We start from the raw sequence: 24,072 nt of genomic DNA on the forward strand, positions 1-24,072 counted from the left end.
GTCGTGTTTCTGCCTGCGTTCTTTACGGCTTCGGCCCGAACATCGCTTCAAGCTGCTGCGCGTCCGGCATCCCGACAACCTGCTGCAGCTCATTTTCCGCGTTCATATAATATATGGCCGGGGTGGCGTTGGCCCCCAGACTGTCCATCAGCGCCTGGTGTTTCTGAAGGATCGCTACCGTTTCGCGAGACCCTTCCCCCTCAGGCTTCGGTAACTTTTTGCCACCGGAGAGCTCGTACTCGCGCCAGGCCGAGACCGGATCTTTCGCATTCAGGATCGCGGCAGCGTTACGTCCGCTGTTAGGGTTAAGAAACGCCACCAGCAGCGTATTCAGCTGGACCTTGCCCGCCTTGACCCACGGCTGCGCCTCTGACCAGAACTGCTTGCAGTACGGACAGAACGGATCGGCGAAGACGAAGACTTTGCGCGGTGCGTTATCCGCCCCTTCCTTCAGGGGATGCGCCGCGTTGAGCGTCTTCCACATTTCGCGTCCCATCGGGGCATAGATCTCTTTCTGGAAATACCCCTCGCTGAGGTTTTTCCCTTTGTCATCGTACAGATAGCCCGAAATCACGTGCTTGCCGTCCGGGGTTAAAAAGAGCGTCACCCCCATGTCCTGATATTGCCCCAGCCAGGCCGGCGCGCCGCCGGGAGCATCCAGCTTCTTGATGATTGTAATGTTCTGCTGCTCGCTGAAGTGCTTAACCACATCCGGTATGGCGTCAGCCGCTTGGACCAGCCCTGAGGTCGCCAGTGCCGAAAGTAACAGTAATTTTTTCATATCCCTCTCCGGTTTATCGGGGGCATCACGCCCCCTTCAGGTTAGCGGTTTTTCAGCGCGTCGCTGACGATTTCATCGAACTGTTCAAAAGGCACCCAGCCGGGCAGCAATCCCTCACCAATCAGCGTGGCGGGCGTACCCTGAATGCCCATTTTTTCCGCGACAAGCAGGCTGCGCTTGATCGTCATCAGGCTCTCCTCATCCTGCGTGGTAACGCTGACCCCTGCCCGTTTTTGCGCTTCCTGAATGCTGGCGTCATCGTGGTATCCCTTTTTGGCCATCAGGGTATGGTTCAGTTTCATAAACTGCCCGGGATCCTGACGCCAGAGCGTGAGCGCATCGCGCGCGGCGGTCAGTGAGCTTTCCGAGCGGTAAGGTAAAAACTTAAACACCACGGCGACATCGGGATGTTTTTCTACGATCTTCTCCAGATAGGGGTCGAATTTCTTGCAGTACGGGCAGTTGTAGTCGGTAAACACCACCAGGGTGAGCTTTGGATTTTTCGCGCCGATACGCGGGGAATTCGGATCGTTAAACAGAAAATCCGCGATCATCTTCTGCGCACGTTGCTCCTGATCTGGCGTCAGCGGCTGAGCGGCCATCACCTGAGCCGAGGCCAGCAGGAGCATCAGCGTGATAAGGAATTTTTTCATAATTCGTTTAGCCTTTTGCATTGTTCAGGGTGGTGACCAGGGTGCGTTTATCCAGCAGCGGCGAGAGGATTTCGCCCTCGGGCAGACCTGGGCCATACACCGCATTAAACGGAATGGCGTAGCGGTTTCGCTTCGCCAGAAAATCCGCGATAAAGGCGGACGGCTGGCTCCAGTCGCCGCGCAGCGCCACTACGTCCGGCTGACTCAGCGCGGCAATGATGTCTGGCTGATTCAGGACCCGATGCTCGTTAACTTTGCAGGTCACACACCAGTCCGCCGAAATATCCACAAATACCCGTTTCCCCTGAGAAAGCGCCTGCTGGATGGCGTCTTCACTCAGTGGCTGCCACGGGATGGTCTCAGCGATATGTTGCGCCGGAGCGTCCGGCGGCGAGGTAAACACTCCGCGCAGCTGATACCCGCCAAACGCCGACAGCGCGATGACCACGATCCAGAACAACGGCGAGGAGGTTTGCCCCTTCAACGCGAACAGCACCAGCGCGACAACAATCAGCACCAGCAACACGATCTGACTCACCATTGCCCCCAGATGCAGGCTCAGCAGCGTCGCCAGCCAGAGGCTGGAGGCCAGCATCATCAGGCCCAGGATCGCTTTAAGCGTGTTCATCCAGCGGCCAGGCTTCGGCAGCAGCATGGCCGTTTTGGGCACCAGGGCGACAAACAGCCACGGCAGGCTCATGCCCACGCCGAGCATCAGGAAGATGAGCCACAGGGCGTGCAGCGGCGCGCCAAGGGCAAAGGCAACTGCGGTACCGAGGAACGGTGCGGAGCACGGCGTGGCCAGCAGCGTAGCAAACATCCCTTCGCAGAAACTGCCGCCAAGCCCCGCCCCGCCTGCCGTAGCCAGTCGCCCGGTAGCGGCAGAAGGCAGCAGCATCTCAAACGTTCCAAACAGGTTCAGCGCAAAGAGGAAGGTCACGGTAACCATCAGCCCGATAAACCACGGGTTCTGGAACTGAATGCCCCAGCCCAGGGACGCCCCGGCCAGCTTCAGCCCGGTGACCATGGCGGCCAGCAGCATAAAGGAGGTGAGGATCCCGGCGCTGGTTGCCAGGAAGCGCAGCCTGATGACGCGTCTGTCCGAACCCGCCTGCAGAATACTGTTAAGCTTCATTCCCATCACCGGCAGCACGCACGGCATCAGGTTGAGGATCAGCCCGCCCAGCAGGGCAAAGAGCACCATTTTGCCCGTCCCGGCTGGGGCGGAAGGCTCGGCGGGCGTAGCGCCAACGGTCATCGTGGTTTGCTGTGCGTCACTGCCATTGGTCAGCACAAATGACAGCCTCTTTCCTTCCAGCGACGTGGGCTTATCGCCCCATTCGTCGGTGACGGGCACCGTGACCCGAAGCGTATTGCCATCGTGCTTAATGGCCGGCTCGCCGGGCAGAATATCCCCCTCCAGCGGGTCAAAGTAGATCCCCGGATTATCCCATTTCCCGTCGGTCGTTCCCGTCACCACCAGGTTGCCGTCAGAGAGCCAGGCGGACAGATCGGCGGAAACGCCAGACGTGCCCGGCACGGCCTGCATCGCGCGGTCAAAGGCGTGATGGAAACCGTCATCCACCGGCTGCGTAAAATCGAGGTGCAGCGGGTAGTCCGTCAGCAGACAAACGTTACTGCACGTGGAGAGCGTGAGCGTGCCGTCGAGCGTGTCGCCCTTCACGCCGTCGAGCACGATGGGGATCGTGACCTTATCGTGATAGCCCTGCGTGGTCATACCGGAGATATCGAATCGCGACGGTACCGGCCAGGACCAGCTATCCGTAACGCCCTGCGGCCAGGCGATTTTTGGCGCGACGCCACCCTCGCCCGGCGACCGCCAGTAGGTTTTCCAGCCGGGCTTTAGCTCAACGGTGAGTAGGCCTGTAATGTGCGTTTGTTCCCTTTCCGCCTGAAAGCGGATGCGGGCGTGATCGTTTTGTGGGGAGACCAGCCAGCCGGTGTCCGCCGCATGGACAATGCCAATGCAGGACAGCCACAGGAAGACGAATCCCCTGAAGAGGTTAACCATGTTTTACTCCGTGAACAGTGAAAAATTATCGTGTGATGACGATGATTTTCATTCACGGAAAACGCAGTTTTTAAGGTGTATTCGGGGAGGCGGTGCCTGAACGGGCTGTTCCACGGGCGCAAATGCCCGCCCTTGCGTAAACAGCTGCAGCAGCGCGAAGAAGATAATAATGGCCGGTAGCGCGCCGTCGAAGAACAGCGGCTGCGCGCAAAGCAGGGAGTGCGCGCCTAGCTGACAGGGTGAAGGCCCAGACTCCCCGGCGTTGCTTTGCGACGGGGCGTCTGCACTCAGGGCGATCTGCGGCTCCAGTCCCTGTAAAAAATGGTTGAGCATGACCGCACGCTGCACGAGGCAAAGCGCCATCGCGAGACAGGTGACGATCAAAAGCCATTTTCCGAGGAGCTGACGGTTGCGCATAACATTCCAGAGTGACAAGACGCCCCGATCATAAACGATAGTGATGAATCTACAAGTACCGGAAGTGTAAGGTTTTGTCTGAGGCCGCTATTCGCCCGTCAGGGCATCATAGATATCCCGCAACCGCGTGCGCAGAAACAGCACCGCCTTGTGCTTGCGGGATAACAGCGCCTGTTCGCTGGCCCCCGTCTCCTCTGCCAGCATTTTAATGCTGTAGCCGTGAAGCTCGGTCTTTTCAAACACCTCGCGCTGCGGCGGCGGCAGTTCAGACAGGGCCTGCCCCAGCTCTTCCCACAGCAGCGTTTTGAGATACTCCTCTTCCGGCGTCTGCGGGACACCGAACAGGGTTTCGGCCAGCTCGTCCTCCGGGAAGCCCTCCTCCTCTTCATCCGTAAAATAGCCGGAGAGCGACACCTCGCGTTTCTTACGCGCCCGGTCGGTCATCTCGTTACGCGCCGCGCGGAACAGCCAGGCGGCGACGTTTTCGACCGGCTGCTCCACCTTCATCAGCTGATAGGTCACTTCCTGCAAAATGTCGTCGGCATCATCGCGAACGGACGTCCGCCCGCGAATGAAGGCTTTCAGCCGGGCGCGGCAGGCGTTGAGCGCCGACATCAACAGGGATCCGCCCGCCTCTCCGGCTTTCATCTCGCTCACTCTGCGTCCGGCGCTTTTGGCGTAGCGTCATCGCGCTTATCGTCACGATGACCGTGCCAGCCGCAGTGGCCGCGCCCGTGACGACCAAACCCTTCGCGGCGCTGCTGAATAAACGCCTCGCGCTGTTCGGGCGTCATGTTCATCCAGCGCTCGTGCATCCGGCGGTGTGCGCCAAACATGCCGGGACGGAAGCCCAGTCCGCCAAACAGAATGCGGCTCAGCACCAGAATGCCCAGCGCCTGCCAGAAACCAATGGCTTTCACGCCAAGGATTGCCGGGAGCAAGGCGTTCCACAGGGACATCACCAGCAGGCCGAGCAAGATGAAAATCACCGCGCCGATAACCAAACCCTTGCCCATACGGTGGCGACCAAATCCGCGTCCGTGACCTCTGCCGTGCAGTTCAAAATCTCTCATGGTGTTACCTCGTTTATCGTAACTGATTATGGCTTGTGATGAGGTAGACGGATGAGGGAGGGAAATATTTCTGGGGGGAATGAAATAATTTTTACGGATGCGCAATCGCAACGAGTGCCCGGCGGCGCTAACGCTTGCACGGGCCTACAGATTTCGTAGGCCGGGTAAGCGTCAGCGCCACCCGGCAGATTCAAAGAATTACGCCTGCACCGGCAACCTAAAACTCGAAATACTCCGTGAAAGCTGCTGCGCCTGCTCTTCCAGCGAGGCAGCCGCCGCAGCGGACTGCTGCACCAGCGCGGCATTCTGCTGGGTCACGCCGTCCATTTCGGTCACCGCCTGCCCGACCTGGCTGATCCCACGGCTCTGCTCTTCCGAAGCCACGGAGATCTGCTCCATCAGCGTATTCACTTTGTTCACCGATGAAATAATCGAGTCAATCACCTCGCCCGAGCGGTTGACCAGCTCCGCACCGTTTTTCACGCTGGAAACCGACTGCGCAATCAGGCTTTCAATGTCTTTGGCCGCCACCGCGCTTTTCTGCGCGAGGGTGCGCACTTCACTGGCCACTACCGCAAAACCGCGGCCCTGCGTACCGGCGCGCGCCGCTTCCACCGCTGCGTTCAGCGCCAGAATGTTGGTCTGGAAGGCAATGCTGTTAATCACGCTGGTAATGTCTTCGATGCGCTTCGAATTCGCCGCGATGGTATTCATCGTGTCGATCACCTCGCGGGTCACCGCTTCGCCGGTATGGGCATTGTGCACTGCGTCCTGCACCAGTTTTCCGGCCTGATACACGTTATCGGTATTGTTCGCCACCGTCGCGCTCAGCTCTTCCATGCTTGCCGCCGTCTGGGTCAACGCGGAAGCCTGCTGCTCGGTACGTGATGCGAGGTCGATATTGCCGGAGGCAATCTCCTGCGCCGCGTGCGTCACGGTGTGGCTCGCATCGCGCACCTGAGCAATAGTGGCCAGCAGTGCCTGACGCATCTGCTCCATCGAGCCCATCAGGTGGTCGATTTCATTATGCGAACTCCCCTTCACCGGCACCGGAATGTCGAGCTTGCCCGCGGCGATCTGGCTGCAGTGCTCGCGCGCCAGGTTGACCGGCGCAAAGACGAAGCGCTTCATGAAGAGGCTGACGGCAACAATCACCAGCACAAACAGGCAGGCGATAACGGCAATCATCACCAGGCCGGAGACGAAATTACTGCTCGCGTCTTCGTTCAGGCTTTTGGCGTATTTCTGGTGGACGGAAAGGACCTGGTCGAGAACGATTTCGTACTGGCGGTCGAGGCGGGAAACTTCCGGGATCAGCGCGTTAAATTTAGCAACATCGTGTGCCTCAGCGGCATCGATCAGCGGCGCCAGCCCCTGGTTACGGTAGTTTTGCCAGGCATCCTGATAGGCACTCACCAGCGGCGCTTCATCCGTGAGTCGCGGCGAAGCCATAAAGGCCGCAAAGGCGTGGTCCGCTTTGGTCATCGCCTCTTTCACGGCGGCAAGCTTCGCCGCCCCGTCTGCCGAGTTGCCCGCTTCCACCATCTTCACATACTCCATCACGCGAACGCGCAGCGTACGGCTATGGTTGATGGGGTCAATAATCGACAGCACAACCTGGATCTCTTTGTTGACGTTATCCAGGGAATTATTACTTTTAATGATGAGGCCAACGCTGGTGACGGTGCTGACCACAAAGAACAAAAGCAGTGAGAACAGGACAATCAGGGATGACTTTTTCAACGACATAAACCAATACCTCAAGGAGAATTATTCCTTATGGTTATCGGCGCATCCAAAACTTAAATTAATTAAAGTTATTGATGTATCGAACGAGGCTATACCGCTGACTTATAGCGCCGCTGCAGGGTGGCATTGAGCTTGCGCTGCAACGGCTGCGGCGTCTCCCCTTCGATCAATTTGCCAATCAGATCAAAGCAATGCCACGCCAGCTGGCGATTGTCCTGGCGAATGGTATCCACCGGGATCGTCAGCGAATCGTAGAGATAGTGATCGTCAAAGCTGGCTAATCTGATATCACTTTGCACCAGGTTATGTTGACCCATATAGCGCAGTACCCCTTCCAGCAGCCCGCAGGCGGCGGTGAACAGGGCTTTCGGTGGGCGTCCCAGACGGGCGCAGAGTTCGGCGAACATTTCGTAGCCGGAGCTCGGGTGGTAGTTGCCGTGAATGATCCACTCGGGGCGCAGTTCCACACCGGCCGCTCGCAGACCTTGCTTAAACCCTTCCAGACGGTCGCGAGTCGGAGAAAGGCGCGGCTGTCCGCCCAGAAAATAGAATTCATCCGGATGCTGGCGGGCAATATCCGCCACCAGTTCCGTCGTTGGGGTGATGGAATCGGTGATCACCAGCGGCAACGTGCTGTCGTTCATATGGCGGTCAAAAAGCACCACGGGCAGCTGCTCGCTGAGTTTCAGGTAGTCCGCATCATTAAGCATGCTGGAGGCGACAATCAGTCCGTCGACCTGACGCGCCACCATGTTGTTGACGACCACCGTCTCCTGCCCCGGATTTTCATCGCTACAGGAGATCAGCAGCTGGACGCCCGCCTCGCGGCACAGCGTTTCCAGCTCGTGAGAAAAGACGGCAAAGCCGTAGTTGGTGATCTCCGGCACCACCAGACCAATGGTGTGGCTACGGTTATCGCGCAGTGACCGGGCGTGAATGCTGGGCTGATAATGGTGCTCTTTCGCAATCGCCAGCACGCGTTCACGCGTCTCTTCCGCCACGCGAAGCTCTTTGCTGCGCCCGTTCAGGACCAGGCTGGCGGTGGCTTTTGACACACCCGCCAGCTCCGCGATGTCTTTAATGGTGACGCGTTTTGTTTTTCTCACAACGACTTAGATCCGGCTGCCAAAACCCTCATTCTATCATGCAGGCGCGCAGCGACCAGTAGCGTAATGTGATATCGGACGCACCTTCGAAGCGCACCCAGGCCGGATGGTCAGGAAAATAGCGGCTGCTCATCACCCCTTCGCCATGATTGATGAAAATTTCAACGCTTGAGCGGTCGCACAGGACGCGTAAATGGTGGACGTCCCCCTGCCAGTAGCGGGTCAACGTCTCACCGGTTTTCAGGCTCGCGCGTTCCAGCCGCACGCCCTGCTCATCAACCGTGAGGCGCAGCGCGCCCGCAAAATCGACGTTCACCTGCGAGGCGCTTAACTCAAACTCCAGTCGCGCGGCATCCAGAACGGGCGCATCGCTGGCACGTCCCTGCCAGTGCTGCTCCTCTTCACGCAGCGCCGCCAGCTCACGCACCGGAGTCTGCCAGAGCTTGCCGTCGCGATACTGCAATTCGCGCGGGCAGGTCATCTGGTGCATCCAGCCGTGCGACCGCGTCGGCTGAAGCATCTCTTCCCCGTCCGGTACGCCCATCCAGCCAATCAGAATGCGTCGTCCATCTTCCGCCAGCGTCGTTTGCGGGGCGTAAAACTCAAAGCCCGCGTCAAGCTCCTGCAGCTCGCCGTGCGCAAACGTGCCGCGTTCATAGCTAAACGCCCCACTCATCCAGGCGGCCGGATAGGTGTTGAGATAGCGATACGGCTCGCGCGCCAGCCCCTGCGGACAGCAAATCAACACGTGCGTACCGTCGATCGCGAACAGGTCCGGGCACTCCCACATATAACCTGCGTCCTTCAGGCCGTTGACCCCGTGACCAGCGATTTCACCGCAGGAAGCCCAGGCATGTAAATCAGCGGATTTAAACAGCAGCACTTTGCCGCGCTTTTGCAGATCCTGCGCGCCCAGCACCATGTACCACAGCCCGTCGTGTTGCCACACTTTCGGGTCACGCACGTGACCGGTGTAGCCCGCCGGCAGCGCCAGCACCGGCCCCTGCTTTTTAAAGGTGCCGTCCGGCTGTTCCTCGGCCAGGCACTGCCAGGCGGTACGGCTGCCGTCATCGAACTTCACGTTGCCGGTATAGCACAGCGTCAGCACGCCCTGGTTATCCACGGCGCTACCGGAGTAGCAGCCGTTGCGGTCATACTCTTCGTCGGGCATCAGCGCCAGCGGCTCATGCTGCCAGTGGACCAGGTCCGCAGAACTCCAGTGCCCCCAGCATTTAAAACGATGCTCACAGTCCAGCGGATTCCACTGATAGAACAGATGGTAGCGACCGGCAAACCAGATAAACCCGTTGGGATCGTTCATCAGCCCCGTCACCGGCGCGGCGTGCCATTGCGGATAATGGCTGTCAGCCTGCGCGCGCGGCTGCCCTTTCATAACGGCCTGCAGAATCGCAGGCCAGCGGGAAGGTAACGTCATTATTCAGAGTCCGTTTTATATTTCAGCAGCAGCGAGACGGTAAACGCCACGCCGAAGGCAATCACCATGCCGATAATATAGTTGAGCAGCGAGCTGGCCTGCACGATGGCCATACCCGGAATGGCGGTCAACCCGACGGCAGTCATGTAGACATGCACAGAGACCACCCAGGCGCCCCCCACCGCGCCACCAATCAACGCGGCAATAAACGGCTTAACGAAACGCAGGTTGATACCAAAAATAGCCGCCTCGGTGATGCCCAGCATCGCAGAGAACGCCGACGGTAACGTAATGGCTTTGATTTTGGCATCGTTGGTTTTGAACCACACCGCCAGACAGGCTCCGCCCTGCGCCACGTTCGCCATGGCCCAGATCGGCAGCAGGAAGTTCACGCCAATCGACGGGTTGCCCAGCAGCCCCGCTTCAATCGCGTGGAAGCTGTGGTGAATACCGGTGATCACAATCACCGAATACAGTCCGCCAAACAGCAGCCCGGCCAGCCAGCCCGCGTGGGCGATAAGCGTGCTCAGGATAAAGGAGATACCATCCCCTAAGGCGCGTCCCGCCGGACCAATAATCAGCAAGGCGATAAAGCCAGAGATCACAACGGTGAGGAACGGCGTCAGGATCAGGTCCAGCGCATCCGGAATCACGCGGCGCAGGTTTTTCTCCACGATGCTCATAAACAAGACGGCCAGCAGCACCGGAAATACCGTGCCCTGGTAGCCAATCATCGCGATCTCCAGGCCGAAGAAGTTCATGGTGTGGAAACCGGACGCCACGCCCCAGGCGTTAGTCAGCGCCGGGTGGGTCAGGATGCCGCCCAGCGTCGCGCCCAGGTACGGGTTACCGCCAAACTCCCGCGCGGCGGTAAAGCCGATCAGGATCGGCAGAATGATAAACGCCGCCGAACTGCACATGTCCAGCATGATATAGATAGCGTTGTCCGCATTGACCCAGCCGTAGGTTTTCACCATGCCGAGCAGGCCCATCAGCAGGCCGGACGCCACAATCGCGGGAATGATCGGTACAAAGATATTGGAGAGCAGACGCGCAATGCGCTGGAACGGGTTCAGCTTGCGCGCCGCCAGGTCCGCCGCCTCAGACTTGCTGGACTCGCTAATCCCCGCAGCCTGAATAAACGCGGCGTAGACTTTATTCACCACGCCCGTACCAAAAATCACCTGCATCTGCCCGGCGTTACGGAAACAGCCTTTTACGCCATCGACCTTGCCGATCGCCTGCTGATCGGCCAGCGCGTCATCAACCAGCACCAGACGAAGACGCGTTGCGCAGTGCGCCGCGCTGGCGATATTTTCCTTGCCACCCAGCAGCGGAATAAGCTCGCGGGCGATTTGATTAAAATCCATAGATACCTCTGCCTGACTTCTTTTTTATGATGTGCGAAACGCCCCCGCCAGGCGGGAGCGTGATGGGTTAAAACCAGGTTTCCATCTGGACCCCAAAGTTCCATTCCCCGCCGGCGTTGAAACCGCTGCTGCCAAAGGCATCATCGCTGGCGTAATTATCCAGTTTGCTGCTCCAGTCCATCCAGGTGGCGAACAGGCGAAGCTCCGGGCGGCTGAAGAAATCGCCGATTTTGCTCGCTTTTAACGTCGGAGCAAAGGTCAGCTTGTAGAAACTGCCGTTGACGGCGTTTCGGTCTTTATAACCTTCCGGGTTTAAGTCCATGTACTGATAGCTTCCCTCAAACGCCAGCGCGAAATTCTGGGTCACCTCTTTAATCAGGCGGGTGTTGAGCGTGACCCACTCATAGCTGTCGCCTTTGACGTAGCGATCTTTACTGCTCTGCGCCAGGACGGCAGGCGCAATGCTCCAGCCACCGCCAATAGGCGTGACACCGTAACTTGCAAAGCGCCAGGTATCTGCCTCAGACAGCAGTGCGCCATCGGAGCCGATGCTTTTCACTTCCGCCCCCAGCCCGTGACCATACAGCAGCGCGGTTTTGGCCGTGCCTTCCCGCAGGCCGTAGAAGCTCTCGTTGTGCAAGCCCACCAGGGCATGAACGCCCGTGTTAGCGGCATCCGTTTTGATGAGATCGCCGTTCGCGTCTTTACGATCGTCATTATCTTTAGCCCGCAGGCCGCTCACCATCAGCTGGAGCGGTCCGGCGAAGTGGTTCATGCTGAGGATATAGTTCTGAACGTTATTGTCGGTCTGCTCCACGCTGCCGAAGTTGCGGCCATAGAGGGAGAAGTTACTGCGCAGCGAATCGTTCCATTTCACGTCGTAGACGCCACCACCGGTACCGGCCAGGAACACCACGTCGGAATCCAGCCAGTGAATATCAAAGTTATCGCGGTCGAAGCGTTTACCTGCCCAGAATGTACTGCCCTTCAGCGCGCCGGTGAAATCAGGGAGATTGCCCAGCTCCGCAAAGGCCTGACGAATATTGAGATCGCTGGTATCAGCTGACCAGTCGTTATAGGTTCTCTGGCCGTCGGCCAGCATCGCTTTAAAGCGCGTCGTCGCCCCGTTATCCAGGGTCTGTTTGTGCTCCAGGTTCAGCTCAACGTAGGTGTCGGCTTCATTACCCAGACGCCCTACTGCACCACCGGTTTCGCCGGCTGGGGTCAGATACGGACCGCTTTTGCTGCTGGAGGCCGCGTCATTCATCAGCAGGCCGGAACGAGCGTAGCCGTGGAACTCAAACCCGCTGCTTTGATCCGCTTTCTTCTCCAGCGCAGTGGTGCGCTGCGCCACCGCCTGGGTTGTCGACTGCGTCTGCTGCTGCGCGGCAACGAGCTGCTGCGTTTTTTGTTCTGCTTCCGTGGCGCGTTTCTCCGCCCTCTGCGCGCGCGTCTCTGCGTCCTGAAGGCGTTGTTCCATTGCGGCAAGCCGCGCTTCGATACTTGTCATATCCGTTTGGGCAAAAACAGAGGTACTTCCGGCCAGCATGCCTATCATCACGGCAAGTCTGCGTTTTTTATACATTTTGTCGCATCCCTCAAAGAAGTCATTAAACGTGCTAAATTGCTAAACCGGTTTAGGTTGCTGATACTAAACTGGTGAATTTTGGATCGGCAATCTTTTTTGCTAAACCGTTTTAGTAAGTGTGATCGGGGCGACAATTCAGGCCGTCGACCGACGGCCTGTAAAGGGAGAAATTACAGCTCGTGCTGCCAGGGCAAGGCGGTCATCGCCCCTTTCGCGGTGGTGGCTAGCGCGCCGCAGCGCTGGGCTAAGGTGATGGCGGGAACCAGTTCAAGACCGGCGGCCAGCCCGTAGAGCAGTCCTGCGACGAAGGCATCCCCCGCGCCGGTGGTATCGACACACTTAACCGGGGTTGCCGGATAGAGGTTCATGGTGCCTTCATGCCAGGCAATAACGCCCTCTTTACCCTGCGTGACGAGCACCCGCCGCGCCGGACAGCGGCTCATGAGTGCAGCCAGACCGGCGTGCACCTGCTCCTCGCCGGTTAAAAATGCCAGTTCCTCGACGGAGAGTTTCACCACATCAGCACGTTGCAGCGCCTCTTCAAGGCTGCGACGAAGTGCGGTTTCATCCGGCCAGAGATCCGGGCGTATATTGGGGTCAAAACTGACGTAACCGCCCGCCTTCCTGATGGCATCCATCGCCTGAAAGGCCGCACTGCGGCTGGGTTCAGCGCTTAGCGCGATGGAGCAGACGTGCAGCCATTCACCCTGACTGAAGGTAGGCAGATCGGCAGGTTCCAGAAACAGATCGGCGCTCGGGCGCACCATAAAGGTAAACGAACGTTCGCCCTGTTCGTCGAGATCGACCACCACCGTTGAGGTGCGGTGTGCCGGGTCAAGGCGCATCCACTGCACATCGACCCGCTCGTCAGCCAGTGTGTGAGCCATAAAGCGCCCGAAAGGATCGTCTCCAACTCTGCCGATAAACGCGCTACGCCCCCCCAGGCGGGCAATACCGACCGCAACGTTTGCCGGGGCGCCACCCGGACATTGCAGTAATCTCCCTTCTCCATCAGGCAGCAGATCCACCACCGCATCACCCAGTACCCAGATTTTTTCCATGTGAACCTCGAAGCTAAACTATGTTAAACCGTTTTAGCTATTTAAGCACAGGCAGGACGACGGGGAAATAACGCGAGTGGAAAATTGCCTTAACGCACCAGGTGCGGCCAGTGAATATCACCGACGCCGTTAAGCAGCGGGCGGGCAAACAGGAAGCCCTGGAAGCGGCGGATCCCGGCAGATTCGAGCCAGCACCACTCCTCTATTTTCTCGATACCTTCCGCCACCAGGGTGATTTCGAGATCGGAGCAGCAGCTAATAATCGAGCGTACAATCGCCTGTTTCGGACCGCTCAGGTGAATATCGCTGATAATCTCCCGGTCAATCTTAATTTTATCCGGCTGGAAGCGCGTCAGCAGAGAGAGACCGGCATAGCCGGAACCAAAATCATCAATCGCCATGCCAACCCCCTCACCGCGAAGTTGTTTAATGGCGCTGTTGAACTGATTCAGTCCGGATATCATCTCGTTTTCAGTGATTTCCAGCACCACCTGCTCTGGCTGAAGCCCGTGTTTTTTAATCTCACCGACCAGAAATTCCACTGCGCCAGGGACATTCACCAGCGACATCGGCAACAGGTTGACCGCAATTTTGTGGCTGCCAATCCCCAGCTTTTCCGCCAGCGCAAAGGCATAGGCTTTCGTCTGGAGATCGACCTGATAGAGGGTGTCCGGGTCAAGGGCGCGGAAGAACAGCTCCGGACTGCCGCCGTCATTGCTGCGGATAAGAGCTTCAAGGGAGCTGATCTTGCCTTCCGAAGGCTCAACAATCGGTTGAAGCGCAAATTGACAGGTTTGCGCGGCAATCAGGCCCAGAGACTCGCCAAAGGGTAAGGTTTCGGGTTCGAGCGCCCACTTTGCCGGATCGTAACGTCCACCCGACGGGTTCGGACGCTTATCTGTAATAAACGTCTGAATAAATTTGAATACGCGGTCATCGGAGGCCAGGTAACTGTCGAGTTTGCTGTAACGCAGCACCGATTGCAGCACCTCTTTCGGCGACTGCGTCTGCAGATCGAACAGCAGCATCCCGACGTTTTCAAATCGTCTGCGCGGGCCATAATCCCGCATCAGTTCAACCACTCCGCTGTGCCGCTTGTCATCACGGATTTTATTGAACAGCCTGACCACGCCCTCTTCGGAACCTTCAAGAATTTGCAGAACGTCATCCCCTTTAGAGAGGAGCACACCGGTTATATTCAGCTTCGCGTTACGGCGTCTGGCGCGCTCCACCACCTCCCGGAGTTCGGTTGACGGGTGGGATAAATTCAACTGGCTTCGGTAAATGAGAGTCGTCAGCACAAAACGGGTTCCGATGAGAGAGGTGCCTTGAAGGTATTATTTAACATACTTAATCATTGCGACCTAACATATTCACACAACAGAAGAACGTTACTTTTTCTCATCCCCGATTCGGCTGTTGATCCTCTCCTCCATGTAGCCGTAGAACGGGTTTGAGGTGACCCGCATAAGCGCCTCTTTCCCGACGCTCAATACAGACGTTTCCCCCCAGAGCGCTATCGTCCCCAGGCTAATGCCATAGCGGTTTTTCACGTCAGGCTCCCGGCCATAGAGATCGTCATCCTGCGGGAACGGCACCGCAACGTGCGACAGGGAATAGACATCCTGCGGCCAGGACTGCCCAAGCGGCACGACCGTCTCGTGAGTGCTTCCTGCCGGCGTGATTTTCGCTACCGTTGAGAAACTGTGTTCATTCGCATTGGTAAGAACCGTGACAGTGTAACGTCGATCGGCAGTAGGCAGCAGCGCTGAGGTGGCCGTCCAGGACGAGGGCTTGAACAGCGGACGGAAGCTCGCCGCCTGGTTGATATCAAATACCACCAGCTCGCTGCCATTTGCCGGAAGCTGATCAAACAAGCCGCTCACCACCGCGCGGGTGCTGACGGTGGAATCCATCACCGACTGGAATGCCAGAACCGGCGGCAGCGTTGCTAGCCTGTTTTCCCGCGCCTCCCGGCCAATCTGCTCCTGCAGCGCCTTCGTCAACAGCCACGACTGGCGGGCGGCGTTCACCGGGAACGAGTTGTATTTATACGGGTTATATTCCGGGGAAATATTCAGCCACGCCGCTTTGGCAAACGCCGGGAGCAGCGCCGGTAACCCGGCGAAACCGGCGAATCGCGCGAATGCCGTCACGCCGATCATCGGCGACAGCAGCACCAGCTGCTGCGGCTTACGCAGCGATGGCGCGTCAAGTGCATCGAGGGCATATTTCATCGCCAGCGCCCCGCCGTTGGAATAGCCCACCAGATGCAGGGGCACATTTTCTCCCGCCAGACGCGTCGCTTCACGAACGGCAAGGCGCGTCGCCGCCAGCCACATCTCCCAGTCAACGTCCGTCAGCGCGCCAGGCGCGGTGCCGTGTCCGGGCAGGCGCGGAACCACGGCCACAAAGCCGTGGGCCTGATAATACTGAGCAAGATGTCTGACGCTATAGGGTGAATCCGTCAGTCCATGGAGCAACACCACCGCGCCGCGCGGCTTTCCGGCTGGCATGAGTACAAAAGAGCGGTTGGCATCCGGTGAAAACTGACCCGGCCAGACCAGGCTCTGGCGGTAATAGCGGTTTAGCGGCGTTTGTTCCTCATGCTCTGTTTTTGCCGTCACCGCGGTATTAAGATCGGCGAAAATGGCATTTTCGCGGGCAACATACCCGGCAAAGTCGGCGCCATCAAGCTCGCGTACGGACATCTCATCTGCCCGCCAGGTATGCCAGAGATGCAGTTCAGGCCCCTGCTGCGAGAGATAGACCCGCACTGCCAGCAGGACGACCAGTACGATCCCCACCACCATCGCTATTTTCTTAACAAGCACCATCAGATGCTCGCTGACTCGCCAGGGCCAATTCGCCATGCCGGGATCCCTTTCATGTCTACTGTGTTTCTATCTTATCAAAAATGTGAACGGGCTGACGTATTCACCAAATTCATACGTGCAGATTCTGTCACTGCACCAAAAGTGAACTACGCTGCACAAATGTTGATCATCCGTTAACTAAATATTGCATGAAGTTTACAGCAGAGCAGGCATTCCCTCGCCTGTGTTCATGGCACGCGTCATGCATTGTTAACGAGGTAACACTAGATCGGCTTTTGACAGCGTGTTAACAGCGAGGCGGTATGACGACGAAACCTGAGATGTTGAGCCGTATCGAAACGATGTTTAGCCAGTTCACGCCCAGCGAAAAACGGGTCGGAAGCTGGTTGCTTGCCCACGCCGCGCAGATACCGTTTGAAACGGCTGAAAGCGTCGGTCAGGCGAGCGGGACGAGCGGGATCACCGTGGGACGCTTTCTGCGCAAGCTGGGCTACCGCAACCTGGAGGATGTCAAAAAGAGCCTGCGCGATCCGTATCAGCCCTGGGGTATGAACGAACGTCTGGACTCCTGGCAACAGCAGCGCCCCCTGCCCAACCGCCTTCAGCACGCCCTTTCGCTGGAAGTGGATGCCATCACGCAGGTGTATCAGCTCGCGCAAACGGACGTCTTCCGCCAGGTCGTACACAACCTGGCCCATGCGGATGCGGTGTTTGTGCTGGGGATCCAGTCCACCCGCGGGATTGCCAACGCCTTCTTCAGCCACCTTGAGTACCTGCGCCCGCGCGTGAGCTATTCGGAGGGGGCATCCGGAAGCTGGGTGGAATCCCTCAACTCGGGGTTTTCGCACCCTTATGTCGTGCTGACCGATACGCGCGCCTACTCCGCGATGGCCCGCCAGTACTGCCGCGTCGCGAGCGAAAAAGGCATTCCGCTGGCCTTAATCACCGACATCTGGTGCCCGTGGGCGCGGGATTATCCGATGGACTTACTGCAGGTGAAAACCGATACCGGTCATTTCTGGGATTCACTTGCCCCCGTTAGCTGTTTGTTCAACCTGCTGCTGTCGGGCGTGGTGGAAGCGTTGGGTGATGCGCTCCCGGCACGTCTGGCGGTAAACCGGCAATTACAACAAGAGTTTGGTCAATTCGAACGCTAAAGGAGCGGAGCTATGCCCGAAGAGAGTGAACTGATCGATGTGGCGAAGACATTTCCCACGCTGCATATCGATCTGAAATACGCCACTGCCGACAACATCACCGGTCGCCCGATCTACCAAGAGGCGCTGTGCCTGCTGCATACCGACGCCGCCACCGCGCTGGCAAAAGCCATCAGCATTGCCACGCTGGCCGGGCTGAAGCTGGTGGTGTTCGACGCCTACCGACCGCAGCAGGCGCAGGCCCAGCTGTGGGATGCCTGCCCGAACCCGGAATATGTGGTCGACGTGGCGATTGGCTCCAATCATAGTCGCGGCACGGCCATCGACGTCACGCTGATGGACGAACACAATACCGTGCTGGATATGGGCGCCGGTTTTGACGAAATGCACGACCGCTCGCATCCGTATCACCCTTCCGTACCGCCGCACGCCCAGCGCAACCGTCTGCTGCTGAATGCCATCATGTTCGGTGGCGGTTTTGTCGGTATCAGCAGCGAATGGTGGCACTTTGAACTGCCTAACGCCGCCAGCTACCCGCTGCTTGATGACCGTTTTGCCTGTTTTCCCCTGACGCACCCCCCTCTTTAAACCTGGAGCACTGCCATGAAAACATCGCTTCTCATGACCCTGATCGCCGCCACGCTGGTAATGAACGCTCCGCTAGCGCTGGCTGCCGTCCCGAAAGACATGCTGGTGATTGGTAAAGCCGCCGACCCGCAAACGCTCGACCCTGCCATCACCATTGATAACAACGACTGGACCGTCACCTATCCGTCCTATCAGCGTCTGGTCAAGTACAAGCCAGGCTCTACCGAGGTGGAAGGCGATCTCTCGACAGGCTGGAAAGCGTCCGACGACCAGAAAGAGTGGACCTTTACCCTGGCGGATAACGCGAAATTCTCCGACGGCACGCCGGTCACCGCCGAAGCGGTAAAACGCTCTTTTGAACGCCTGCTGAAGCTCGGCCAGGGGCCGTCTGAAGCCTTCCCGAAAGATCTGAAAATTGATGCGGTAGATGACCATACGGTGAAATTCACCCTCAGCCAGCCCTTTGCCCCCTTCCTTTACACGCTGGCAAATGACGGGGCATCCATCATTAACCCGGCAGTGCTGAAGGCAAATGCCGCGGACGATGCGCGCGGTTTCCTGGCGCAAAACACCGCCGGTTCCGGGCCGTTTATGCTCAAAAGCTGGCAGAAAGGCCAGCAGCTGGTGCTGGTGCCTAACCCGCACTGGCAGGGTGAAAAACCGCACTTTAAGCGTGTATCGGTAAAAATTATCGGAGAGAGCGCCTCCCGCCGATTGCAGCTTTCCCGCGGCGATCTGGACATTGCCGACTCCCTGCCGGTCGATCAGCTCTCGGCCCTGAAGCTGGAAGGAAAAGTCGCCGTCGCGGAATACCCGTCCCTGCGCGTGACCTATCTCTACCTCAATAACAGCAAAGCGCCGCTCAATCAGGTGGATTTACGTCGAGCCATTTCATGGGCGACGGACTACCAGGGCATGGTGAAGGGCATTCTGAGCGGCAACGGCAAGCAGATGCGCGGCCCGATCCCTGAAGGCATGTGGGGCTTTGACGCCACGGCAATGCAGTACAGCTATGATGAGGCCAAAGCGAAAGCGGCCCTGGAGAAGGTCAAAGACAAGCCCGCCAGCCTGACCTTCCTTTACTCGGATAACGATCCGAACTGGGAGCCTATCGCCCTCTCAACCCAGGCCAGCCTCGGCAAGATCGGCATTAACGTCAAGCTGGAGAAACTGGCGAACGCCACCATGCGCGACCGCGTCGGTAAAGGCGATTACGACATTGCGATCGGTAACTGGAGCCCGGACTTTGCCGACCCCTATATGTTCATGAACTACTGGTTCGAATCAGACAAAAAAGGGCTGCCGGGCAACCGTTCGTTCTATGAAAACAAAGAGGTCGACTCGCTGCTGCAGGCCGCGCTGAAAACCACCGATCAGGCAGAACGCACCAAAGATTACCAGCAGGCGCAAAAAGTGGTGATTGACGAGGCGGCCTACGTTTATCTGTTCCAGAAGAACTATCAGCTGGCGATGAACAAAGAGGTTAAAGGCTTCACCTTTAATCCGATGCTTGAGCAGGTGTTCAACATCGCCACCATGAGTAAATAACGAATTCGCCGGGGGAAAGTGTATGACGTTCTGGAGCATTGTGCGCCAGCGCTGCTGGGGATTACTCCTGGTGGTGGCCGGTGTCTGTATCATTACCTTTATTATTTCACACATGATCCCCGGCGATCCGGCCCGTCTGCTGGCCGGAGACCGTGCCAGCGACGACATCGTGCAAAACATCCGCCAGCAACTGGGGCTGGATCAGCCGCTGTATATCCAGTTTGGTCGCTACGTCGATGCTCTCGCCCATGGCGATCTCGGCACGTCCATTCGTACCGGACGTCCGGTTGCACAAGACCTGAAGGCCTTTTTCCCTGCCACGCTGGAGCTGGCCTTTTGCTCCCTGCTACTGGCGCTGGTCATCGGCGTGCCGTTGGGGATTTTGTCGGCGGTCTATCGCAACCGCTGGCTGGATCATCTGGTGCGATTAATGGCGATGACCGGCATTTCCACACCAGCCTTCTGGCTCGGTCTGGGCGTTATTGTGCTTTTCTACGGGCACCTGCAGATCCTGCCGGGCGGCGGCAGACTGGACGACTGGCTCGATCCGCCGACGCACGTCACCGGGTTTTACCTGCTGGATGCCCTGCTGGAGGGCAACGTCGAGGTCTTTTTCAATGCATTGCAGCATCTGATTTTACCCTCGCTGACGCTGGCGTTTGTTCACCTGGGCATCGTGGCGCGTCAGGTACGTTCCGCGATGCTGGAGCAGCTAAGCGAGGACTACATCCGTACGGCGCGCGCCAGCGGCCTGCCTGGCTGGTATATCGTCCTGCGTTACGCTCTGCCCAATGCGATGATCCCGTCGATTACCGTGCTCGGGCTGGCGCTGGGCGATTTGCTGTACGGTGCAGTACTGACCGAAACCGTCTTTGCCTGGCCGGGGATGGGAGCCTGGGTGGTGACGTCCATTCAGGCGCTCGATTTCCCTGCGGTGATGGGCTTCGCTGTCGTCGTCTCTCTGGCCTACGTATTGGTGAATCTGGTGGTCGATCTGCTTTATCTGTGGATTGACCCGCGAATTGGGCGCGGAGGTGCCGAATGATGTTAACGCAGGAAACGCCCGTCCCGGTTAAAACTGCCAGACAACGTATCAACTGGGCAAAACTGTTCTGGATACTGCGTCAAAGCCCACTCACGATGGTGGGCGGCGTGATTATGATTGCGATGCTCCTGGTGATGGTGACCTCACCGTGGATTGTGCCGCATGACCCGAACGCGCTGGATCTGACCGCCCGTCTTCAGGCACCGTCCGCACAACACTGGTTTGGTACCGATGAAGTGGGACACGATCTGTTCAGCCGCGTCCTGGCAGGCAGCCAGCAGTCGATCGCCGCCGGGCTGGCGGTGGTGGTGATCGCAGGCGGCATTGGCTCGCTGCTGGGCTGTTTGTCCGGCGTACTGGGTGGGCGCGGTGACGCCATCATCATGCGGGTGATGGACATCATGCTCTCTATACCCTCTCTGGTGCTGACCATGGCGCTGGCTGCCGCGCTCGGCCCGAGCCTGTTTAACGCCATGCTGGCGATCGCCATTGTCCGCATTCCGTTTTACGTCCGTCTGGCGCGCGGCCAGACGCTGGTGGTCCGCCAGTTTACCTACGTGCAGGCCGCCCGCACGTTTGGCGCATCGCGCTGGCATTTGATCCGCTGGCATATTCTGCGCAATGCCCTGCCGCCGCTGATTGTGCAGGCTTCGCTGGACATTGGTAGCGCTATTCTGATGGCCGCGACGCTGGGGTTTATTGGCCTGGGTGCACAGCAGCCGACCGCCGAATGGGGGGCGATGGTGGCCGTTGGCCGTAACTACGTTCTCGACCAGTGGTGGTATTGCGCCTTTCCCGGTGCGGCCATTTTGATTACCGCCGTGGGTTTTAACCTGTTCGGTGACGGTATCCGCGACCTGCTGGATCCAAAGTCAGGAGGGAAACAGTCATGACCGAATCGGTATTACGCATTGAAGACCTGCACCTGAGCTTCCCGATTTTTCGCGGTGAGGTCCACGCGCTGAATAACGTCTCGCTGGAGATCAAAAGGGGTGAGATCGTCGGCGTGGTGGGCGAATCGGGATCGGGGAAATCCGTGACCGCAATGCTCGCCATGCGGCTGCTGCCGGAAGGCAGCTACCGGATCCATCAGGGCCAGGTGATGCTACTGGGTGAAAATGTCCTCGCGGCATCTGAGAAACAGCTCCGCCAGTGGCGCGGCGCCAGAGTGGCGATGATTTTTCAGGAGCCGATGACCGCCCTCAATCCGACGCGACAGATTGGCAAACAGATGGTGGAGGTGATCCGTCAGCATCGGCCACTTTCCCGGCGGGAGGCGCAACAAAAGGCGATTACCCTGCTGGAAGAGATGCAAATCCCGGACGCGCACCAGGTGATGGCGCGTTATCCTTTCGAACTCTCCGGCGGCATGCGCCAGCGGGTGATGATCGCCCTTGCCTTCTCCTGCGAGCCGGAGCTGATCATTGCCGACGAACCGACCACCGCACTGGACGTTACCGTCCAGCTGCAGGTGCTGCGCTTGCTGAAGCATAAGGCGCGGGCCAGCGGCACCTCTGTACTGTTTATCAGCCATGATATGGCCGTGGTATCCCAGCTCTGCGACAGAATGTATGTGATGTATGCCGGTAGCGTGATAGAGAGCGGCGCCACGCAAACGCTGATCCATGCCCCTGTTCATCCCTACTCCATTGGCCTGCTGAAGTGTGCGCCGGAGAACGGTCAGCCGCGCGATCTGCTTCCGGCCATCCCCGGCACCGTCCCCAACCTCAGCCAGCTTCCGCAGGGATGCGCATTCCGCGATCGCTGCTTTGCCGCCGGGGCGAAATGCAGCGAAACCCCGCGCTTACATCCCCATGGCGCAGAAGGCCAACAGGCCGCCTGCTGGTATCCGCAACAGGAGAAACCCTATGTCTGATGTGCTGCTGGAACTGGATAGCGTGCACGTAAACTTTGCGGCACGTAAAAACTGGCTGGGCCGCGTCACCGAGCAGGTGCATGCGCTCAACGGACTCGATCTGCAGATCCGCCGGGGAGAAACGCTGGGCATTGTCGGGGAATCCGGCTGCGGTAAAAGCACGCTGGCCCAGCTACTGATGGGCATGCTTAAGCCCAGCACCGGGGCATACCAGCGGGTAAACCACGCGGGCGGCATGCAGATGGTGTTTCAGGACCCGCTCTCGTCGCTCGATCCGCGCTTGCCGGTCTGGCGCATCATCACCGAGCCGGTGTGGGTGCAAAAACGCAGCCCCGAACGGGAACGCCGACAGATGGCGGAAAACCTGGCGTTGCAGGTTGGCATTCGTCCGGAATATCTCGACCGGCTACCGCACGCCTTTTCCGGCGGCCAGCGCCAGCGCATCGCCATCGCCCGGGCTCTCTCGTCCGATCCGGACATCATCGTGCTCGACGAACCGACCAGCGCGCTGGATATCTCCGTGCAGGCGCAAATCCTCAATCTGCTGGTGACCCTGCAACAGCAGCGTAATCTGACTTATGTGTTAATTTCGCATAACGTCTCGGTGGTCCGACACATGAGTGACCGCGTGGCGGTAATGTACCTCGGGCAGATTGTGGAGCTGGGCAGCGCCGCCCAGGTGCTGGGGGAACCGCACCATCCTTATACCCGTCTGTTGCTCGATTCGGTTCCCCGCACCGGTGAACCGCTGGATGAAACGCTGGCGTTACGCAAAACTGAGCTTCCCGGAAACCGTCACCTGCCCAAAGGCTGCTTTTTCCGCGACCGTTGCCCGCTGGCCACGCAGGGGTGTGAAGATCCCCAGGCTTTACAGCCCTCTCACGAGGGCCGTCACGTTCGCTGCTGGCGCAGCCTGGGTTAGATTTGCGCCATCCCGCCGTCCACAAACAGCTCTGTGGCGTTAATAAAGCTGGCCGCATCGGAGGCCAGAAACGCCACCGCTTTCCCTACTTCACCCGGCGCGCCTAAACGTCCGAGCGGGACCTGCGCGGCCAGCGCATCGTACAGCCCCTGACGGTGTTCTTCCGGCACCAAATCACCGAGACCCGGGGTTTTGATTGGGCCCGGACTCACCACGTTGACGCGGATCCCGCGGCCCTGCAAATCCAGCGCCCAGGAGCGGGCAAAGTTGCGAACGGCGGCCTTACTGGCGCTGTAGACGCTAAAGTTTGCCGTCCCCTTAATGGAGACCGTCGAGCCGGTCAGAATAATCGACGATCCGGCGGATAACAGCGGCAGCGCCTTCTGCACCGTAAAGAGCACGCCGCGAACATTAGTACCGAAAATACGGTCAAACTGCTCTTCGGTGATCGCGCCCAGCGGCAGCATATCGCCGCCCCCCGCATTGGCGAACAGGATATCCAGACGGCCTTCCTCTTTTGCAATCCGGGCATAAACCTCATCCAGATCGCCAAGTTTAGAGACATCCGCACGAATGCCCACTGCCGTTGAAGCAATTTCAGCCACCGCCGCGTCCAGCTCGGCCTGACGACGTCCGGTGATGTACACCTTCGCCCCCTGAGCCGCCAGCTCCTGCGCCGTGGCAAGACCAATACCGGTGCTGCCGCCGGTTACCAGTGCAATTTTTCCTGAAAGAGTCGTATTCATGTCATTTACCTTTTGTTGGGTTTGATTTGCGCGCTTTCGCTCGCGTTGAACAAACTTTAGCCCTTGCAGCATTAATGAAAAATGGGCA

At 58.6% G+C, this 24,072-nt stretch carries 22 protein-coding genes; 7 read left to right on the forward strand and 15 right to left on the reverse strand.

Annotation, left to right across the window (positions count from 1 at the left end; all coding sequences use genetic code 11):
* Positions 1 to 22 precede the first annotated feature (22 nt).
* The 14 genes from dsbG to AAER43_RS12050 form a co-directional block, all read right to left on the reverse strand.
* The gene (gene dsbG / locus AAER43_RS11985) at positions 23 to 781 is read right to left on the reverse strand and encodes a thiol:disulfide interchange protein DsbG (protein WP_014883877.1); all 759 of its coding nucleotides are present in this window, start codon (positions 779 to 781) and stop codon (positions 23 to 25) included.
* Between the two features lie 41 nt (positions 782 to 822).
* Positions 823 to 1,434 carry a DsbA family protein gene (locus AAER43_RS11990; protein ID WP_050862026.1) on the reverse strand — a complete coding sequence of 204 codons (612 nt, stop codon included), beginning with the start codon at positions 1,432 to 1,434 and terminating at the stop codon, positions 823 to 825.
* A gap of 7 nt (positions 1,435 to 1,441) precedes the next feature.
* Positions 1,442 to 3,466, reverse strand: a complete 2,025-nt coding sequence (locus tag AAER43_RS11995; RefSeq protein WP_050862025.1) for a protein-disulfide reductase DsbD domain-containing protein — start codon at positions 3,464 to 3,466, stop codon at positions 1,442 to 1,444.
* A 48-nt stretch (positions 3,467 to 3,514) separates the two neighbouring features.
* A complete protein-coding gene (locus tag AAER43_RS12000) occupies positions 3,515 to 3,883 on the reverse strand; it encodes a hypothetical protein (protein WP_014883880.1) in 369 nt (122 codons plus the stop codon).
* Positions 3,884 to 3,970: 87 nt separating this feature from the next.
* The gene (locus AAER43_RS12005; protein ID WP_080335820.1) at positions 3,971 to 4,531 is read right to left on the reverse strand and encodes an RNA polymerase sigma factor; all 561 of its coding nucleotides are present in this window, start codon (positions 4,529 to 4,531) and stop codon (positions 3,971 to 3,973) included.
* Positions 4,532 to 4,536: 5 nt separating this feature from the next.
* Positions 4,537 to 4,956 carry a hypothetical protein gene (locus AAER43_RS12010; protein WP_045134003.1) on the reverse strand — a complete coding sequence of 140 codons (420 nt, stop codon included), beginning with the start codon at positions 4,954 to 4,956 and terminating at the stop codon, positions 4,537 to 4,539.
* A 198-nt stretch (positions 4,957 to 5,154) separates the two neighbouring features.
* A complete protein-coding gene (locus AAER43_RS12015; RefSeq protein WP_050862024.1) occupies positions 5,155 to 6,705 on the reverse strand; it encodes a methyl-accepting chemotaxis protein in 1,551 nt (516 codons plus the stop codon).
* An 89-nt stretch (positions 6,706 to 6,794) separates the two neighbouring features.
* Complete coding sequence (locus tag AAER43_RS12020; protein ID WP_050862023.1) at positions 6,795 to 7,811, reverse strand: LacI family DNA-binding transcriptional regulator; 1,017 nt, start codon at positions 7,809 to 7,811, stop codon at positions 6,795 to 6,797.
* 28 nt (positions 7,812 to 7,839) lie between these two features.
* Complete coding sequence (locus tag AAER43_RS12025; protein WP_050862022.1) at positions 7,840 to 9,246, reverse strand: sucrose-6-phosphate hydrolase; 1,407 nt, start codon at positions 9,244 to 9,246, stop codon at positions 7,840 to 7,842.
* A complete protein-coding gene (locus AAER43_RS12030; RefSeq protein ID WP_050862021.1) occupies positions 9,246 to 10,616 on the reverse strand; it encodes a sucrose-specific PTS transporter subunit IIBC in 1,371 nt (456 codons plus the stop codon). Before AAER43_RS12030 ends, AAER43_RS12025 begins: the two co-directional genes overlap by 1 nt.
* A 67-nt stretch (positions 10,617 to 10,683) precedes the next feature.
* Positions 10,684 to 12,201, reverse strand: coding sequence for a carbohydrate porin (locus AAER43_RS12035; protein WP_045134002.1), 1,518 nt, complete (start codon positions 12,199 to 12,201; stop codon positions 10,684 to 10,686).
* Positions 12,202 to 12,374: 173 nt separating this feature from the next.
* On the reverse strand, positions 12,375 to 13,265 hold the full coding sequence (locus tag AAER43_RS12040) for an aminoimidazole riboside kinase (RefSeq protein ID WP_050862020.1): 891 nt from the start codon (positions 13,263 to 13,265) through the stop codon (positions 12,375 to 12,377).
* A gap of 89 nt (positions 13,266 to 13,354) precedes the next feature.
* Positions 13,355 to 14,566 (reverse strand): diguanylate phosphodiesterase, encoded by a 1,212-nt coding sequence (locus AAER43_RS12045; RefSeq protein WP_049010582.1) that lies wholly within the window; start codon positions 14,564 to 14,566, stop codon positions 13,355 to 13,357.
* A 90-nt stretch (positions 14,567 to 14,656) separates the two neighbouring features.
* Complete coding sequence (locus AAER43_RS12050) at positions 14,657 to 16,138, reverse strand: alpha/beta hydrolase (protein ID WP_057057675.1); 1,482 nt, start codon at positions 16,136 to 16,138, stop codon at positions 14,657 to 14,659.
* A 266-nt stretch (positions 16,139 to 16,404) separates the two neighbouring features.
* Between AAER43_RS12050 and AAER43_RS12055 the strand changes: the two genes are divergently transcribed.
* Genes AAER43_RS12055 through AAER43_RS12085 form a run of 7 tightly spaced genes read left to right on the forward strand, consistent with a single transcriptional unit; the run spans position 16,405 to position 23,238 of the window.
* Positions 16,405 to 17,259 carry a MurR/RpiR family transcriptional regulator gene (locus AAER43_RS12055; RefSeq protein WP_014883891.1) on the forward strand — a complete coding sequence of 285 codons (855 nt, stop codon included), beginning with the start codon at positions 16,405 to 16,407 and terminating at the stop codon, positions 17,257 to 17,259.
* Positions 17,260 to 17,271: 12 nt separating this feature from the next.
* Positions 17,272 to 17,847: a D-alanyl-D-alanine dipeptidase gene (gene ddpX, locus AAER43_RS12060; protein WP_050862018.1), complete on the forward strand. Its 576-nt coding sequence runs from the start codon at positions 17,272 to 17,274 to the stop codon at positions 17,845 to 17,847.
* Positions 17,848 to 17,862: 15 nt separating this feature from the next.
* Positions 17,863 to 19,395 carry an ABC transporter substrate-binding protein gene (locus tag AAER43_RS12065; RefSeq protein ID WP_050862017.1) on the forward strand — a complete coding sequence of 511 codons (1,533 nt, stop codon included), beginning with the start codon at positions 17,863 to 17,865 and terminating at the stop codon, positions 19,393 to 19,395.
* Positions 19,396 to 19,417: 22 nt separating this feature from the next.
* The gene (locus tag AAER43_RS12070) at positions 19,418 to 20,440 is read left to right on the forward strand and encodes an ABC transporter permease (protein WP_050862016.1); all 1,023 of its coding nucleotides are present in this window, start codon (positions 19,418 to 19,420) and stop codon (positions 20,438 to 20,440) included.
* Positions 20,437 to 21,333 carry a D,D-dipeptide ABC transporter permease gene (gene ddpC / locus AAER43_RS12075; protein ID WP_050862015.1) on the forward strand — a complete coding sequence of 299 codons (897 nt, stop codon included), beginning with the start codon at positions 20,437 to 20,439 and terminating at the stop codon, positions 21,331 to 21,333. Before AAER43_RS12070 ends, ddpC begins: the two co-directional genes overlap by 4 nt.
* The gene (locus AAER43_RS12080) at positions 21,330 to 22,316 is read left to right on the forward strand and encodes an ABC transporter ATP-binding protein (RefSeq protein ID WP_050862014.1); all 987 of its coding nucleotides are present in this window, start codon (positions 21,330 to 21,332) and stop codon (positions 22,314 to 22,316) included. The genes ddpC and AAER43_RS12080 overlap by 4 nt, the downstream gene beginning before the upstream one ends.
* Positions 22,309 to 23,238, forward strand: a complete 930-nt coding sequence (locus AAER43_RS12085; RefSeq protein WP_050862013.1) for an ABC transporter ATP-binding protein — start codon at positions 22,309 to 22,311, stop codon at positions 23,236 to 23,238. The genes AAER43_RS12080 and AAER43_RS12085 overlap by 8 nt, the downstream gene beginning before the upstream one ends.
* Here the strand turns inward: AAER43_RS12085 and AAER43_RS12090 are convergent.
* Positions 23,235 to 23,984, reverse strand: a complete 750-nt coding sequence (locus AAER43_RS12090) for an SDR family oxidoreductase (protein ID WP_023337325.1) — start codon at positions 23,982 to 23,984, stop codon at positions 23,235 to 23,237. The two genes, AAER43_RS12085 and AAER43_RS12090, sit on opposite strands and share 4 nt — an antisense overlap.
* Between the last annotated feature and the right edge of the window lie 88 nt (positions 23,985 to 24,072).

Source organism: Enterobacter sp. FUJ80071 (genome assembly GCF_038739915.1).
Taxonomy (GTDB): Bacteria; Pseudomonadota; Gammaproteobacteria; order Enterobacterales; family Enterobacteriaceae; genus Enterobacter; species Enterobacter kobei.

What these genes read in the sequence shown, in the direction of transcription:
- dsbG (WP_014883877.1), bottom strand. Translation starts at nt 781, where the DNA reads ATGAAAAAATTACTGTTACTTTCGGCACTGGCGACCTCAGGGCTGGTC.
- AAER43_RS11990 (WP_050862026.1), bottom strand. Translation starts at nt 1,434, where the DNA reads ATGAAAAAATTCCTTATCACGCTGATGCTCCTGCTGGCCTCGGCTCAG.
- AAER43_RS11995 (WP_050862025.1), bottom strand. Translation starts at nt 3,466, where the DNA reads ATGGTTAACCTCTTCAGGGGATTCGTCTTCCTGTGGCTGTCCTGCATT.
- AAER43_RS12000 (WP_014883880.1), bottom strand. Translation starts at nt 3,883, where the DNA reads ATGCGCAACCGTCAGCTCCTCGGAAAATGGCTTTTGATCGTCACCTGT.
- AAER43_RS12005 (WP_080335820.1), bottom strand. Translation starts at nt 4,531, where the DNA reads ATGAAAGCCGGAGAGGCGGGCGGATCCCTGTTGATGTCGGCGCTCAAC.
- AAER43_RS12010 (WP_045134003.1), bottom strand. Translation starts at nt 4,956, where the DNA reads ATGAGAGATTTTGAACTGCACGGCAGAGGTCACGGACGCGGATTTGGT.
- AAER43_RS12015 (WP_050862024.1), bottom strand. Translation starts at nt 6,705, where the DNA reads ATGTCGTTGAAAAAGTCATCCCTGATTGTCCTGTTCTCACTGCTTTTG.
- AAER43_RS12025 (WP_050862022.1), bottom strand. Translation starts at nt 9,246, where the DNA reads ATGACGTTACCTTCCCGCTGGCCTGCGATTCTGCAGGCCGTTATGAAA.
- AAER43_RS12030 (WP_050862021.1), bottom strand. Translation starts at nt 10,616, where the DNA reads ATGGATTTTAATCAAATCGCCCGCGAGCTTATTCCGCTGCTGGGTGGC.
- AAER43_RS12035 (WP_045134002.1), bottom strand. Translation starts at nt 12,201, where the DNA reads ATGTATAAAAAACGCAGACTTGCCGTGATGATAGGCATGCTGGCCGGA.
- AAER43_RS12040 (WP_050862020.1), bottom strand. Translation starts at nt 13,265, where the DNA reads ATGGAAAAAATCTGGGTACTGGGTGATGCGGTGGTGGATCTGCTGCCT.
- AAER43_RS12050 (WP_057057675.1), bottom strand. Translation starts at nt 16,138, where the DNA reads ATGGCGAATTGGCCCTGGCGAGTCAGCGAGCATCTGATGGTGCTTGTT.
- AAER43_RS12055 (WP_014883891.1), top strand. Translation starts at nt 16,405, where the DNA reads ATGACGACGAAACCTGAGATGTTGAGCCGTATCGAAACGATGTTTAGC.
- ddpX (WP_050862018.1), top strand. Translation starts at nt 17,272, where the DNA reads ATGCCCGAAGAGAGTGAACTGATCGATGTGGCGAAGACATTTCCCACG.
- AAER43_RS12065 (WP_050862017.1), top strand. Translation starts at nt 17,863, where the DNA reads ATGAAAACATCGCTTCTCATGACCCTGATCGCCGCCACGCTGGTAATG.
- AAER43_RS12070 (WP_050862016.1), top strand. Translation starts at nt 19,418, where the DNA reads ATGACGTTCTGGAGCATTGTGCGCCAGCGCTGCTGGGGATTACTCCTG.
- ddpC (WP_050862015.1), top strand. Translation starts at nt 20,437, where the DNA reads ATGATGTTAACGCAGGAAACGCCCGTCCCGGTTAAAACTGCCAGACAA.
- AAER43_RS12080 (WP_050862014.1), top strand. Translation starts at nt 21,330, where the DNA reads ATGACCGAATCGGTATTACGCATTGAAGACCTGCACCTGAGCTTCCCG.
- AAER43_RS12085 (WP_050862013.1), top strand. Translation starts at nt 22,309, where the DNA reads ATGTCTGATGTGCTGCTGGAACTGGATAGCGTGCACGTAAACTTTGCG.
- AAER43_RS12090 (WP_023337325.1), bottom strand. Translation starts at nt 23,984, where the DNA reads ATGAATACGACTCTTTCAGGAAAAATTGCACTGGTAACCGGCGGCAGC.